This is a genomic window from Shewanella rhizosphaerae, assembly GCF_019457655.1.
Lineage (GTDB): Bacteria > Pseudomonadota > Gammaproteobacteria > Enterobacterales > Shewanellaceae > Shewanella > Shewanella loihica.
Genome location: NZ_CP080420.1, coordinates 3,667,494 through 3,681,636 on the forward strand (window position 1 = coordinate 3,667,494; position 14,143 = coordinate 3,681,636).

General features: G+C 57.7%; 14 protein-coding genes. 7 read left to right on the top strand and 7 right to left on the bottom strand.

Going from position 1 to position 14,143, the window contains the following annotated elements; all coding sequences use genetic code 11:
- Nucleotides 1-2 precede the first annotated feature (2 nt).
- Complete coding sequence (locus tag K0I63_RS15985) at nt 3-1,868, bottom strand: ABC transporter transmembrane domain-containing protein (RefSeq protein ID WP_220081663.1); 1,866 nt, start codon at nt 1,866-1,868, stop codon at nt 3-5.
- A gap of 105 nt (nt 1,869-1,973) precedes the next feature.
- Nucleotides 1,974-3,284: a short-chain fatty acid transporter gene (locus K0I63_RS15990; protein WP_220081664.1), complete on the bottom strand. Its 1,311-nt coding sequence runs from the start codon at nt 3,282-3,284 to the stop codon at nt 1,974-1,976.
- Nucleotides 3,285-3,471: 187 nt separating this feature from the next.
- Here K0I63_RS15990 and K0I63_RS15995 point away from each other — a divergent pair, with 187 nt between their 5' ends.
- A complete protein-coding gene (locus tag K0I63_RS15995) occupies nt 3,472-3,795 on the top strand; it encodes a DUF2956 domain-containing protein (protein WP_220081665.1) in 324 nt (107 codons plus the stop codon).
- Nucleotides 3,796-3,822: 27 nt separating this feature from the next.
- On the opposite strand, the gene K0I63_RS16000 is transcribed toward K0I63_RS15995, so the two are convergent.
- Entirely contained in the window at nt 3,823-4,137 is a 315-nt protein-coding gene (locus K0I63_RS16000) for a winged helix-turn-helix domain-containing protein (protein ID WP_220081666.1), read from the bottom strand.
- A 111-nt stretch (nt 4,138-4,248) separates the two neighbouring features.
- On the opposite strand from K0I63_RS16000, the gene K0I63_RS16005 reads away from it, so the two are divergent.
- The 4 genes from K0I63_RS16005 to K0I63_RS16020 are packed head-to-tail and all read left to right on the top strand — an operon-like array spanning nt 4,249 to nt 7,811.
- Entirely contained in the window at nt 4,249-4,842 is a 594-nt protein-coding gene (locus tag K0I63_RS16005) for a PH domain-containing protein (protein WP_220081667.1), read from the top strand.
- 3 nt (nt 4,843-4,845) lie between these two features.
- On the top strand, nt 4,846-6,414 hold the full coding sequence (locus K0I63_RS16010) for a PH domain-containing protein (RefSeq protein WP_220081668.1): 1,569 nt from the start codon (nt 4,846-4,848) through the stop codon (nt 6,412-6,414).
- A 37-nt stretch (nt 6,415-6,451) separates the two neighbouring features.
- Nucleotides 6,452-7,006, top strand: a complete 555-nt coding sequence (locus K0I63_RS16015; RefSeq protein ID WP_220081669.1) for a DUF924 family protein — start codon at nt 6,452-6,454, stop codon at nt 7,004-7,006.
- Nucleotides 7,007-7,049: 43 nt separating this feature from the next.
- Entirely contained in the window at nt 7,050-7,811 is a 762-nt protein-coding gene (locus K0I63_RS16020; RefSeq protein WP_220081670.1) for a sulfite exporter TauE/SafE family protein, read from the top strand.
- A gap of 21 nt (nt 7,812-7,832) precedes the next feature.
- On the opposite strand, the gene K0I63_RS16025 is transcribed toward K0I63_RS16020, so the two are convergent.
- Nucleotides 7,833-8,150, bottom strand: a complete 318-nt coding sequence (locus tag K0I63_RS16025; protein WP_220081671.1) for a hypothetical protein — start codon at nt 8,148-8,150, stop codon at nt 7,833-7,835.
- A gap of 76 nt (nt 8,151-8,226) precedes the next feature.
- Nucleotides 8,227-9,201, bottom strand: coding sequence for a zinc metalloprotease (locus tag K0I63_RS16030; protein ID WP_220081672.1), 975 nt, complete (start codon nt 9,199-9,201; stop codon nt 8,227-8,229).
- A gap of 272 nt (nt 9,202-9,473) precedes the next feature.
- Between K0I63_RS16030 and K0I63_RS16035 the strand changes: the two genes are divergently transcribed.
- The gene (locus K0I63_RS16035) at nt 9,474-11,645 is read left to right on the top strand and encodes a TonB-dependent siderophore receptor (protein WP_220081673.1); all 2,172 of its coding nucleotides are present in this window, start codon (nt 9,474-9,476) and stop codon (nt 11,643-11,645) included.
- 146 nt (nt 11,646-11,791) lie between these two features.
- Here the strand turns inward: K0I63_RS16035 and K0I63_RS16040 are convergent, their stop codons facing one another.
- Nucleotides 11,792-12,832 (bottom strand): alkene reductase, encoded by a 1,041-nt coding sequence (locus K0I63_RS16040; protein WP_220081674.1) that lies wholly within the window; start codon nt 12,830-12,832, stop codon nt 11,792-11,794.
- 131 nt (nt 12,833-12,963) lie between these two features.
- On the opposite strand from K0I63_RS16040, the gene K0I63_RS16045 reads away from it, so the two are divergent.
- Nucleotides 12,964-13,542: a TetR/AcrR family transcriptional regulator gene (locus tag K0I63_RS16045; protein WP_220081675.1), complete on the top strand. Its 579-nt coding sequence runs from the start codon at nt 12,964-12,966 to the stop codon at nt 13,540-13,542.
- A gap of 1 nt (nt 13,543) precedes the next feature.
- On the opposite strand, the gene K0I63_RS16050 is transcribed toward K0I63_RS16045, so the two are convergent.
- On the bottom strand, nt 13,544-13,987 hold the full coding sequence (locus K0I63_RS16050; RefSeq protein WP_011866896.1) for a universal stress protein: 444 nt from the start codon (nt 13,985-13,987) through the stop codon (nt 13,544-13,546).
- Nucleotides 13,988-14,143 lie beyond the last annotated feature (156 nt).

The window sequence follows — 14,143 nt, forward strand, 5'->3', positions numbered from 1 at the left end:
CTTTAGGCCTCTTCCGAGAGTAGCTGCAGGCTGGCGAACTCGCGGTAGAGGCTGTTGCTCTGCATCAGCTCGCCATGGGTACCGCTGGCGATCAGCTCCCCCTTATCCATCACCAGTATACGGTCGGCGTTGAGCACGGTTGCCAGGCGATGGGCGATGATCAGTGTGGTGCGCCCCTGCATCAGTACATCCAGCGCCTGCTTCACCTTCTGCTCGCTGACCGCATCCAGGGCGCTGGTGGCCTCATCCAGCAGCAATACCGGTCTATCGGCCAATATCGCCCGTGCGATGGCGATACGCTGCTTCTGCCCGCCGGATAGACGCACGCCGCGTTCACCCAGATAGGTCTGATAGCCCTCGCTAAAATCAGCAATAAATTCATCGGCGCGGGCGGCGACGCAGGCAGCCTGCACCTCCTCTAAACTGGCGTCGGGGCGGCCGTAACGCACATTTTCCAGCACGCTAGTGGCGAAGATCACCGACTCCTGGGGCACTAGGGCATATTGCTGGCGCAGATCCTGTGGCCGCAGGCTGGCGATGTCGATACCGTCCAGGGCGATCACCCCGCTGTCCAGCACATAGAAGCGCTGCAACAGCTCAAACAGGGTACTCTTACCGGCGCCGCTCGCCCCCACCAGGGCCACCCGCTCGCCGGGGGCGATATGCAGGCTCAGGCCACGGATCACCTCGACGCCAGCCTGCGCCGCCATCTCCCCAGCACTATCGGCACTGGCCTGAACAGGATAGCTGAAACGCACCTGCTCTAGGCTCAACTCGCCGCGCACCTTTGCTGGCAAGCTGACTGGTTTTGGCGCCAGAGGAATATCGATAGGCGTCTCTACCAGCTCGATAAGCCGCTCCGTCGCACCGGCGGCGCGCTGGATCTCGCCGATCACCTCGCTGATGGTCGCCACGGCGCCCGCCACCATCACGGCATAGAACATGAAGGCGGAGAGCTCGCCCGGGGTGATCGCCTCACTCATCACATCCTTGGCGCCCACCCAGGTGATCAGGGCGATGGCGAGTATGCTGAGAAACATCACCAGGGAGATGAGGATGGCGCGATACTTGATGCGCCCCCTGGCCGCCTCCATCACGGCCTCGACCCGCTCGGAAAACAGCTGTCTGTCGCAGTCTTCATGGCAATAGGCCTGCACAGTGTGGATCTCGTGCAGCGACTCATCCACATAGGCCCCCAGATCCCCGACCCTGTCCTGGCTGCGACGAGACAGCTCGCGCACCTTGCGGCCAAAGAAGAAGATAGGCCCCAGCACCAAAGGCACGGCCAGTAGCACCAAGCCTGTGAGTTTAAGGCTAGTGATCGCCATCATCACCAAGCCGCCCACTACTGTGACGCTGGCCCGCAGCGCCATGGAGAGGCTGGAGCCCACCACAGATTGCAGCAGGGTGGCATCGGCGGTGAAGCGGGAGATCACCTCGCCGGTGCGCAGCCTAGCGTAGAAACCGGGCGACAGCTTGAGCAGATGGTCATAGACCTTGAGACGAATATCGGCGCTTACCCGCTCCCCAAGCCAGGTCATGAGGTAGAAGCGGCAGAAGATGGCCGAGCTGCTCAGGGCGGTGATACCAATCACCAGAAGGATGATCTCGTTGAGCCGTTCGCCATTTTCCCGCAGGAAGCCCTCATCCACCATGAGACGTACACCCTGCCCCAAAGATAACCAGGCCAGCGAGCCGATAAACAGAAACACTATGGCGGCGATCACTTTGCCGCGATAGGGCCGCAGGAAACCGCCTATCCAGGGCAGAACGGCTTTCTTAGCTCCTGATCGCTTAGGTTGAGGTGCTGACCGCTTAGGGTCGGGAGCTGCGTCATGAGAGGCAGTCGGTGAGAGAGGTTGAGACAAGCTGGTATTCCTTTTCGGCAGCGGTATCAGGCTTGGCAAACAGAATAACAAAACCCGCCGGGAAAAGCGGGTTTTGTTTGCAGAGATTAATCGGTGGGGATCTGACTAGAACCAGGTCAAACCGATACTGATCACTATGCCTGTGATGATCAACTGCATCAGGCAGAAGCCCATGATATCCCGCGCCTTAAGACCTGCGATCGCCAGCACGGGCAGGGCCCAGAAGGGCTGGATCAGATTGGTCCAGGCATCGCCCCAGGCCACCGCCATGGCGACCCGCGCCACATCGGCGCCCAAGGCCTCGGCGGCGGGCAACATGATAGGTGCCTGCACCGCCCACTGGCCACCTCCGGACGGCACAAAGATGTTGACGATACCGGCACTGATAAAGCTCCAGAACGGCAGGCTGTCGGCGCTGGCGATGGCCACGAAACCCGACGAGATACTCTGAGCCAGACCCGACTGCACCATGAGCGCCATAATCCCCGCATAGAAGGGGAACTGGATCACTATGCCGGCGCCGCCCTTGATCGCCTCATTCAGGCTGGTCAGCAGGCTGCGAGGCGTCTGATGCAGGATGATGGCGAGAAACAGAAACAGGTAGTTGACGATATTCAGGTTGAGCTTACCACCGGCAGCGAAGAAGTATTGTGCCAGGTAAACCAAACCAGCCCCACCCACGGCCCAGGCCAGCAGGCGGCTATTTTCCAGATAATCCGCCGGGCGGGTGATCGCCTCGGTCTCGACCTCGGGCTCTGCGAGCTTGTCCCTGTCGACATAGATGCTCTCATCAGCGCTTGGCAACATGAAGCGGTTAACCAGCGGGATCAGCACGAACAGAACAGCCACCAACGCCAGGTTAAAGCCGGCGAAGATGGTATTGTCTGTGGCTATGATGCCTATCTTATCCTCGGCGAAATGCCCCTTGGTGGCTATGGTCAGAGGAATGGAACCGGCGAGGCCGCCATGCCAGACCACGAAGCCCGAATAGGCACTGGCCACCAGCAGGCGATAATCCACCTTCACCTGACGCGCCAGCGCCTTGGCAAACAGGGCGCCGACCACCAGGCCGAAGCCCCAGTTGATCCAGCTGGCGAGAAGCGACACCAGAGTCACCAGGATGATGGCCTGGGGCGCACTCTTGGCCAGGGCGGCGATACCGTCTAACAGGCGTTTAATGGGCGGCGAGCTGGCCAGCATGTAACCGGCCACCAGCACCAGCAACATCTGCATCGAGAAGCTGAGCAGCGCCCAGAAGCCTTGGCCCCAGTAGGTCACCAGTTGCAGCGGACTCTGCTGTTCCACCGTCATGGCGGCGACAAACACCAGCAGGGTGAGGAGTAACACAAAAATATAGGGGTCGGGCAGATAGCGGTCGACCAACTTGACCAGAGGTTTTGCGGCCTTATTAAGCATGATCTTGTCCTTGATAGCAGGGTATTATTATTGATTGAATTTGCCACAGACAGGTTAAGCGATATCTTAACAAAATCATACTCATACTATGGTATAGGGGCAGAGGCCGTACCAGAGGCTAAGCCTGTGTAACCCTATGGCTCGACTCATGTTATAGTGGGGCCAACATTCATCAGCTTAAGACCTTATGGCGCAGCAGATCTCCAACGAAACCAAAGATGAGGCGATGAAAATTGCCAAGGCCACCCAGAAACCCGGGCAAACCAAGGAGCAGACCAAGCTTATCGCTCAGGGGATAGAAAAGGGGATTACCGAATACAAGAAGCGCCAGAAGAGCAAGGCCAGAGACAGGGACAAGCAGCGCAAGCAGGTTCTCAAGGAGAAGCAGCGTCAAACGATGGAGCCAATGGATGACGGGTTACAGGTGGCGCCGAAAGCCAGTAAGCTGCCCTGGCTACTGCTGGCCCTGAGTTGGCTGGGATTTATCGGCCTCTACCTACTGAATCACTAATTCCAGTAAACCAGTAGGCCTCAGCGATCAGTCATGCTTAAGGGGTTGGCCTATTGTCTCGATGTTATTAGCCACCCAGGCCTTGTCGATAGGCCCCCAGTCGCTGAGGCGATAATAACCGGCATTATGACGCTCACCATCTTGCACAAAAGTACAGCTAATACCTATATCGCCCATGGCGGCAATGGCATCTTGCAGGGTGCGCCTCGGCATGGTGGTGGCCTTGTTGAGCGACAACAAATTGTGCCGCTCACTATCGATCAGATGGGCCAGATAGAGCTTTCTCAGGAAGGCGATTTTTTGCTTAGATAACTCGGCGCTCAAGGCATCCTCTCTCAACATAGTTTTTATTATCTTGTAACATAAAACAAGCATCACAAACAGGTGCAAATGGCTGACAACCAAAGGAAAGATGTTATAGTCAGCCAATAGCCAACTTTCGCAGGATAACAAATGGAAGATGTGACTCCTCAAACTTCGGCATCAATGCAGGCTAGGCGTCGGCTGGAGCAGCCAGACTGGCTCGCCATAGATGAAGTGCCACTGACACCACTGGAACAGGCCTATCTGCATCAGGTGCAGATAGAGAATCTGCTGATCTTCACGCCTCTGCTGATCATAGCGCCCCTGGCCGCAATCCTGCTCAATCTGCCGGGCAGCCTGATCATCGCCCTGGTGACGGGCCTGCTTATCCTGGCTGGCATCGTCAGCTATTGCCGCTATCGCTACGCCCTCTCTATCGCCTACGGCGCATTCGATCACGAGTTCATTATGCAGAAGGGATTGATTTGGCATAAGAAAATCGCCCTGCCCTATACCCGCCTGCAGCATGTCAGCCTGTCTCAGGGACCACTGGAGCGCTATTTTCATCAGCACACCCTAAAGTGCTTCAGCGCAGGTAGCGGCAGCGCCGAGATCAGCCTGCCAGGCCTGGGGGACGACACCGCCGAGCCACTGCGTAAGCATCTACTGGCCAAAGCCTCCCAAAAACAGGCCTCCCAAAAACAGGCACCACAGAATCAAGCCCCCGACAGGCGCGAGGATTAAGCCATGAGTACACGCTTCGCCCAGTGGGCGAGCCTGTCTCCCTGGTCGATCGTCAGCTTCAGCGTCGGCAGCCTGCGCCAGCTACTCACTAATGGTTACGCGCTAATCCCCTTGGTCTACACCGGCTGGCAGCGGGGATTTAACTCCCCCTGGCTGCTGCTGGTCGCCGCGGGTCTGGTCCTGGTCACCCTGACCTATGCCAGCCTGCAATGGGCCAAGTATCGCTATCGACTCAGCGACGCCAAGCTAGGGATCCGCCAGGGACTGGTGTTCAAACGCGCCCAGGAGATCCCGCTGAACAAGATCCAAAATGTGCGGCTGGAGCAGCCCCTCTACTTCCGCCCGCTAGGTCTCTACAGCCTGGTGGTGGAGACGGCCGGTTCCAAGCAAGATGAGGCTGTGCTGGCCGCGGTCAACTATCGCCAGGCCATGCAACTCAAAAAACACCTGTTTGCCTCCCAGTCCCAACTGCAAGGTACAGAGACTATCTATCCCGATGGCAAGACGCCGTCGCTTGCCAGTGAGCCGCAGCAGGCGGGCATGACGGCCAATCGGGCGAGTGAGCAATCCCGGCGTCAGGGTGAAGGCCTGGTGGTGGCCAAAGATCTTAAGGATCTGCTGATCTTCGGCTTCTACCAGAACAACCTCATCTGGCTGTCGATAATCTCAGGCTCCATCATAGGCCAGGTCGACTGGGAATCCCTGGGACAAACCAGCATGGTGCAGGGAGCCTGGCACTGGTATCAGACCAATATCGCCACAGGACTTATCTATCAGATCCTGGCGGTAGTGGCCGCGCTGCTGCTCCTCTACCTGCTGCTCGCGCTTATCTCCATCGCCTCGGCCGTGCTCAAGTATTACCCCTATCGCCTCAGCCTGCGTCAGGGCACGCTGCATCGAACCGGCGGCATACTGGCAAAACAGCAAGATGCGCTGCGCCTGCACAGGGTGCAGATGGTTAGATTCGAGCAGCCCGTCATCGGCAGGCTTATCGGGCGCTGGACGGTACATTTCGAGCAGGTAAAAGGCAATGAGGTGGAGCAGCTCGCCAAGCGCCACCTGCTGATCCCCAGCATGCGCCGTGAAGATATCCCAAATGCCTTCGGCCGATTCGATAGCCTGGCGGCCAAGGCCAACTCCCTGCCCTCCAGTTATCAGGGGATAAACAGCGGCTGGCTTTGGCGCCGCGCCATCCCGCTGGCACTGCTTCCCGTGGTGATGACCCTCATCCTTGGCCTCAACCCCTTTACCGAACTGGTCGCGGGCTTCACTCTGGTAGCGCTTGTTGGCCTCTATCTCAACTATCGTCAATGGGGCTATCGCCTGGAGGGCGATGACTGCTGGATCCACACAGGTGTGCTGGGGCAGACCTGGCAACTGGTTCCCCTGAGTAAGACCCAGGATGTCTGTATCTCACAGACGCCGGGGCAACGGCGTAACGCCTTGGCCACCTTGAACTTGGGTCTGGCATCAGGCCCCCTGGTGATCCCCTATATTCCCCTCGAAGAGGCTAGATTGATTGCCGAAACCGCGTTAAGTTTGACCAGAGAAGATCCGAAAAACTGGATATAACTAGAACTGGCAATAAGCCTGGAGAGAAGGAGAAGAGATGAACAGGATAGCCCACACGCCAGATGAGATCATTCGCTTCTGGTTCGAGGAGATTGAACCTAAAGCTTGGTTTGTCAAAGACCTCGCCTTCGACAAGGTACTCCAGACCCGCTTCGGCGAGCTGCTCACCCAGGCCAAACAGGGCGAACTCTACCACTGGCGCACCACACCACAGGGGCGCCTGGCCGAGATTATCGTGCTGGACCAATTTAGCCGTAACATCTACCGGGATACGCCAGAAGCCTTCGCCGCCGATCCCATGGCGCTAACCCTGGCCCAGGAAGCTGTGGCCGCCGGCATCGACAAGGCGCTGCAACCTAAACAGGTGCCCTTTCTCTACATGCCCTATATGCACAGTGAGTCGCAGGCTATCCACGAGGTCGCCCTGATCCTGTTTAATCGAGAAGGTGCCGAGAACAACTTGGCGTTTGAGCTGCGCCACAAGGCGATTATCGACCGATTCGGCCGCTATCCCCACCGCAATGCCATCTTAGGGCGCGAGTCCACCCAAGAGGAGCTGGCGTTTCTCGCCGAGCCTGGCTCAAGTTTCTAACTTATCCAGCGAGTCATTCCCCATTAGGGCGTAAGGAGTACCCATGGAGATCACCCTCACCCACGGCCTCTTGCTGGTCGTCACCGGCTTTCTGGCTGGCATCATCAATACCCTGGCCGGCGGTGGCTCCAACCTCACCCTGCCCGCACTCATGGTGATGGGCATGCCCGCCGAGGTTGCCAACGCTACCAACCGGGTCGGGGTCACGGTGCAATCGATCACCGCCATGCTCGGCTTTCACAAGCATGGCAAGCTAGATACCCAGGACAAGGGGCCGATACTACTGCCCACCATACTCGGCGGCTTCATAGGCGCAGGCCTGGCCGCCTACGCCCCCAGCACACTGATTAAACCCCTGCTGCTGGGCACCATGCTGCTGATGGCGCTCATCATCTTGGTGCGCCCCGCCATCATAGCGCCCGAGCTGGGCACCCCAGTCAACCGGGTCAAGGACACGCCCAGCTCCTGGTTCTGGCTAACCCTGGCCGGGGTCTATGGCGGCTTCGTACAGGCGGGGGTAGGCTTCGTCTTGCTGGCGGCCCTAGCGGGTAGCCTGAGATATGATCTGGTCAGGGCCAACGCCCTCAAGGTGTTCTGTACCCTGTTCTTCACCCTGTCTTCCCTGCTGGTCTTCATCAAGGAAGATCTGATCCTCTGGCTGCCAGGCCTCATCCTGGCCGCTGGCACCATGGTAGGCGCCCATCTGGCGGTCAAGCTGGCGATAAAGGTGAGCCCTAAGGTACTTAAGTGGTTTCTGTTTCTGATGACACTCTGCGGCAGCGTCGCCGCTATGCTTAGCGACTAAATCGGGGCGGGAAAGCTAGGATCACTCTAGCCAGTCAATCATGAAGCTGATGGCGCCCTGCTCATCGCAGCGCCATACCCTCACCCGCACCGAGGGTTTGAGCACGCCGGGAGAGACCTCCAGCCGTTTCCAGTCCGGCAGGGTAAACAGCCCGCCATTGAGCCGCATCTGCTCAAGCGCGTAGGCGATATCCAGGCGCTCCAGGGTACCGTCGACGGTACGAATGCCGAAGGCTATCTGGGTCTCGCTCCTGTGATAGTTAAAGACTTCTCCCTGCCATGAGGTCAGCTGATCACGGCCACAGGGCACGAAGTCGGGGGCACGCAGTCGCTCCGCCAAACAAGGACTCTCCCACAAACAAAGGCCTATAGCGAGACACCATAGGCCCTGTTTCAACAGTGAATTTTCCATGAGGCTAGTTAGACGGCCAGCGATAGGCACCGCTTAAGGTATCGGCGCGCTCAGACTGGCCCTGGGTGAACTCGACCATACAGCTATCGTCTGTGTAGTCCATGAAGTTGTAGATGGGGTCGTCCCCACCGTCACGTCGGCAGGTATCACGTCCCGAGGGACAACCATAGGCCGCCGAACGCTCGGCCGGGGTATCGGAAACCTGGTCTCCGCCATTACAGCCACCTTGGAAGGTATGATACAGGCCCAGCCAGTGGCCGACCTCATGGGTCGCGGTATCGCCTTCGTTATAGGGCGAGGCCGCGCCGCCCGGCAGCGATTGATTGAGGATCACCACGCCATCGTCGCTGGGATTGCTGGCATAGTCTGTGGGGAAGGTCGCCCAGCCCAGTAGGCCACCACCAGGATTAGAGACATAGATGTTGAGGGTATCGGGGCCGCCCTGGCGAAGGGATTGTTTCATCGCACGCTCGGCACTGGTGCCCGGCCCCGCGGTGTACCAGGCATCGTTTTTTGTTTTTGTTGTCCCCATCAAGGTGAAGCTGAACTTGGTATCGAAGCCGCTACCGCCACCTGCGCCGGCGAAGGCGTCATTAAGTACATTCATCTGCTCCGTAACCAGACCAGACACATCGCCGTCGCCGCTACTGCTCAGGATCAGGTGGACATAGACGGGAATATTATAACCCACGGCCGTGTAGTTACCGCCTTTGCCGCCATCGCCACCGCCGCCGTTGCCATTACCCACACCGCTCGGCTTCTTCAGGGCCTTGAGGTGTTCATTCAACATCTTCACCTCGAGATCCGAGGGGGTACGGGTGCCGCAGCGCAGGAAGGCGGCGTTACTGTTGGCATGCTCGAAAGCTGGGGTTGAACTCGTCTTAGCCTGCTCTTGAGCAGCAACAGCTTGACCCGCAAAGGCCAGTGCGCTTGCCGACATCACCAGCAAGCCAGATACTCCAATTACGCTTTTTCTCATGGGTGCCTCACCTTAAAAATCTGATCCAGTTCACACCACTGAGTATAGAAAAAGCCGACGAACTTGCTAATGCAAAGGCCGAAGCGGCCGCCAGGCCTGAAAAATCAGTCTTTTTCTTTACATTCGACACAAAAGTAAATGATAACCATTCCCATTTAAAATCCCGCTTTTTTTGTATATCCTTTGTTGCGTAAATTTGGTTGGCGTGCCAAGTCCCCAGCGGTCTTGCACCGCTCCTCACTATTCTTCTTTTGCTAAGATGACGACAGATCATGAAACTTAAGCCTATTTCGCTCGCTATCTTCTGCGCCCTGAGCATGGCGACTATGCCAGGCCACGCAGAGAATCAAACTGCTCCACTAGACAATGACAGCCAACAGGACAACCAGAATATCGAGAAGATCGAGGTTCGCGGCCGCTATGTGCAGGGCTACAATGCCCACTCGGTAGGCGGCGCCTCGCGCCTGGACTTGGCCATCATAGATATTCCACAGTCGGTGTCTGTGATCACAGATGCTCAGCTGGACGACTTCCAGCTCAACGACATCAATAGCGCCCTGGACAGCGCCACCGGCATCAATGTCGAGCGCATCGAGACGGACCGCACCTACTACACGGCCCGCGGGTTCGATATCACCAACTTCCAGATCGACGGGGTCGGCCTGCCACTGACCTCGGGCAACAACCACGCCGACGAAGACACCGCCATCTATGATCGCATCGAGGTGATCCGCGGCGCCAACGGCCTGATGACAGGTGTGGGTAACCCCTCGGCCACGGTCAACTTCATTCGTAAGCGTCCGACCTCTGACAATCAACTCAAGCTCCAAGCCAGCTACGGTAGCTTCAACAACGCCAGAGTCGAGGCCGACGCCAGTGGCCGCCTCAACGACACCTTTGCCGCCCGCGTGGTGGCGGTGAAACAGCAGAAGGACTCCTACCTCGACCGGTACGAGACAGACAAGAGCGTGCTCTACGCCTTCATCGAGGCCAACCTGAGCGACGACACCAGCCTGTCGGTCAGCCACAGCTACATCAACAACGATGCCACAGGTAACAACTGGGGCGCCCTGCCGCTCTACTACACAGACGGCAGCCCAACCAACTACGACAGATCCACCAACACCTCGGCCAACTGGTCGAACTGGCAGGTGATCAAGAACAACACAGTAGTAGAACTGAGCCACTACTTCGCCGACGACTGGCGCCTGCGTGCCACCTACTCCCACAAGAGCACGGATGAAGATACCGAGCTCTTCTACGTCTACGGCACACCAGACAGAGAGACGGGCCTTGGTCTTACAGGCTATGGCAGCGAATATGATCTGGATGAGAGCCATGATCTGGTGGATCTCTATGTCGACGGTGAAGTAAGCCTGTTTGGCCGCGACCATCAATTGGTGGCCGGGGTGAACTATGCCAAGGTGGACTATATCGACACCTCGCTATACGACTACACCACAGGCAACGGCTTCCCGGCCATGCCGGATCTCAACGACTGGGATGGCAACACGCCAAAGCCAGTGTTTGCCGACAGCCCACGAGGCAGTGACGTCAGCGCCAAGCAGCAGGCCGCCTACTTCACGGGTCGTTTTAACCTGTTCGACGGTTTCCACTTCATCGCCGGCGGCCGCTTCAACAAGTGGCAGGCCGAAGGCGTCTCCTACGACAAGGTGCAAGACGTGGAAGACAGCCAGTTTATTCCCTACCTGGGCGCCGTCTACCGCATCACCCCTGAGCTTGTGGCCTACGCCAGCTATACAGAGACCTTCAAGTCGCAAACCGAGATGGATATCGACGACAACCTGCTGGCCCCCGTGACGGGTGAGAGCAAGGAGATAGGCTTCAAGAGCGAGCTGTTCGACGGCCGCCTGATCGCCAGCCTGGCCTACTTCGATATTCAGCAGGTCAACCTGGCGGTGCCCGATCCCCGCACCGCCGATCTGCCGCCAACCGACCAGCGTTACATAGGCGCCGATGGTATCAACAGCAAGGGGTATGAGTTTGAGGTAGCCGGTGAGGTGTTCGACGGCCTCAACCTAAGCCTGGGCTTCACCGACTTCGACATCGATGGCAATGACGACAACGCCAAGATAGTCGCCGCCTACACCCCGAGTCGCCTGCTGAAGTTTGCCGCCACCTATGACGTGGCCGCCATCGAAGGCCTCTCTGTGGGGATGAACATGCGCTGGCAGGATGATATCTATCGCGATCAGGGCGTGGTCGGCGACGGCTTTGCCAATGCGGGCGAGGCGATCATCACCCGCCAGGACGCCTATGCCATCGTCGATCTCATGGCCCGCTATCAGTTTAATGACAATCTGCAGCTGAGCCTCAATGCCAACAATGTGACCGACGAGAAATACCTCAACAGTCTCTATTGGGCCCAGGCCTTCTACGGCGCCCCGGCGAACTACAGCGCTACCATTACCTGGAAGCTCTAAGCTTGAGCTGAACGCTAACAGGCATTAAAAAGGGCATATCGCCGACGCGATATGCCCTTTCTTATTTGTCTCAATTATTTGTCTCATCCTAAGCAAAGGCTTGAAAGGCTAGGCTTGAAAGCCAATGTTAAAAGCGACTATCGCGATTAAACCAGCTCGGCCAACATCTCATCTGAGTAAGTCACCAGCGGCTGTCTGTCGTGCACCCTGACCACATAGTCTGGGTTAGCGATGAAGGGGCGACCAATCGCCAGCAGGTCGAAGCGGCCATCGGCGATGGCTTGGGCCCCCGTCTCGGCGCTGTAACTGCCTACCCCCACTAAGGTCAGGCTGTAATGGCCACGCACATAATCAGACACCCGCCCGCCGAGATACTCGAAGGTCAGGGCATCATCGAAGATCCCCACATGCAGGTAGGCCAGCTGGCGAGACTCCAGCTGATTTAAGAAATAATCGAACACGGCGCGATCCCGGCTGTCGCCCTGCATGTTGACATAGGCGCCCGGCGACACTCGCAGTGCGGTGCGCTCATTACCGATACGATTAACGATGGCGTCCACCACGGCCAGCGGGAAGCGCGCCATATTCTCCGGCGTGCCGCCAAACTCATCATCGCGGCGGTTACTGTCGTGGTGCAGGAACTGATCGATGAGGTAGGCATTGGCACCATGGATCTCGACGCCGTCGAAACCGGCATCTATGGCATTGGCCGCCGCCTGGGAATAGTCGGCCACCAACTGCGCAATCTCATCTGTGGTCAACGCCTTAGGGGTCTCATAGGCCAACTCACGCTGACGCGGCACTGTGCCTTCAATCTTCACCGCCGACGGCGCTACCGTCTGGCCACCGAAAAAGTGTGAGTGTGCCACCCGGCCCGTGTGCCACAGCTGGGCGAAGATCTTGCCGCCCTTGGCATGCACGGCGCTGGTCACGCGCTGCCAGCCCTGGATCTGCTCTGGGGTAAACAGGCCAGGGGTATTGGGATAGCCCTGACCATCGGGGCGAATGATCACCGCCTCGGAGATGATAAGCCCGGCATCGGCGCGGCGAGCATAGTAGTCGGCCATCGCTTGGGTTGGAACCAGGTCATCGTCAGCCTGACAGCGGGTAAGTGGCGCCATCAGGATCTTGTTGTTAAGGGTAATACTGGCATTTAGCGCGTAAGGCTGAAACAGATCGGCGGTCATAATCGGCTCTCTTTCTTGAATGAGCGTTCAAGATACTCCCAGTCAAAAAAGGATTCAAGATCTTTTTTGAACGTTCATTCAAAATTGAGTACAATCCCATTTATCACCCCGACAAGCAGCCAAAGAGTAAGATGCGCAACGCCGAATTTGATCGCCAGCAGGTACTGAGACAGGCCATGAATGCCTTTATCGACAAGGGCTACGCCAAGACCAGCATGCAAGATCTCACCAAGGCCACTGGGTTACACCCTGGCTCCATCTACTGCGCCTTCGACAACAAGCGCGGCCTCCTGCTGGCGGTGATAGAACAATATGGGCAGGACAGACAAGCCGAGCTAACGGCCTGTTTCGGCTCGGCGCTCCCCTTCCCCGAGCAGCTTAAGCAGTATCTGGCCGGCATAGTCGATGAGTGTCAGTGCAAGGATACGCCCAAGGCCTGCCTGCTGACCAAGGCGCTCAACGAGGTGGCCGAGCAAGATGAGATGATAAGAGACGCTGTGCAATCGCATCTAGAGAGTTGGCAGCAGGCGCTGACGACCCAGTTTGAACGAGCCGTCGACAGGGGAGAGCTTAAGGGAGATGCCACTCATCTGGCGCGCTATTTCGTTATGGGGATCTATGGACTCAGAACCTTTGCCCATACCAAGCCGGCGCCAGAGGTATTGCACGCCCTGGCGGACCAGCTCTATCACGACACCTGCCGCGGCTAGGCTATTTCACCACCATCACGGGGCACTTGGCCTTATTGGCCAGCTCCTCGGCCACGCTCGGATTCAACAGGTGGGCGAGCCCGGTATGACCGTGGCTGGCGACCACTATCATGCCTACATCATTCTCTTCGGCATCGAGCAATATCTGACCTAACACACCGCCGGTACGCACCTCGCTGCGCACCTTGAGATGGGGCGGCATTCTAATCTGCGCATCCCTGACTATCTCACCTAGCTTGCCGTTGGCATAGGCATGCAGATGCTGCTCCAGCTCCTCATTACTCTCCACCACTATCCCATAGTTATGGGCGCCGTAGGGTTCACTCACCACATGAACGATACGCAGATCCACGCCATACAGCGTCGCCATCTCGATGGCATAGCCCAGGGCGTGAGAGGCCGTCTCGGAAAAATCCGTTGGGCACAATATTTGACGGGTACGCATATTCACCTCCTCAGTTCAGGCGCTCGTATCCCTTTGTGACAAATGCAAAAACTAAGCTGCGTCGTCAGCTGTTCTCGATAGCCGTTCGCGACAATCAATTTCGACAAGCATTCTCAAAAGGCATTCTCAAAAGCCATTCTCGACTAGCATTGACCG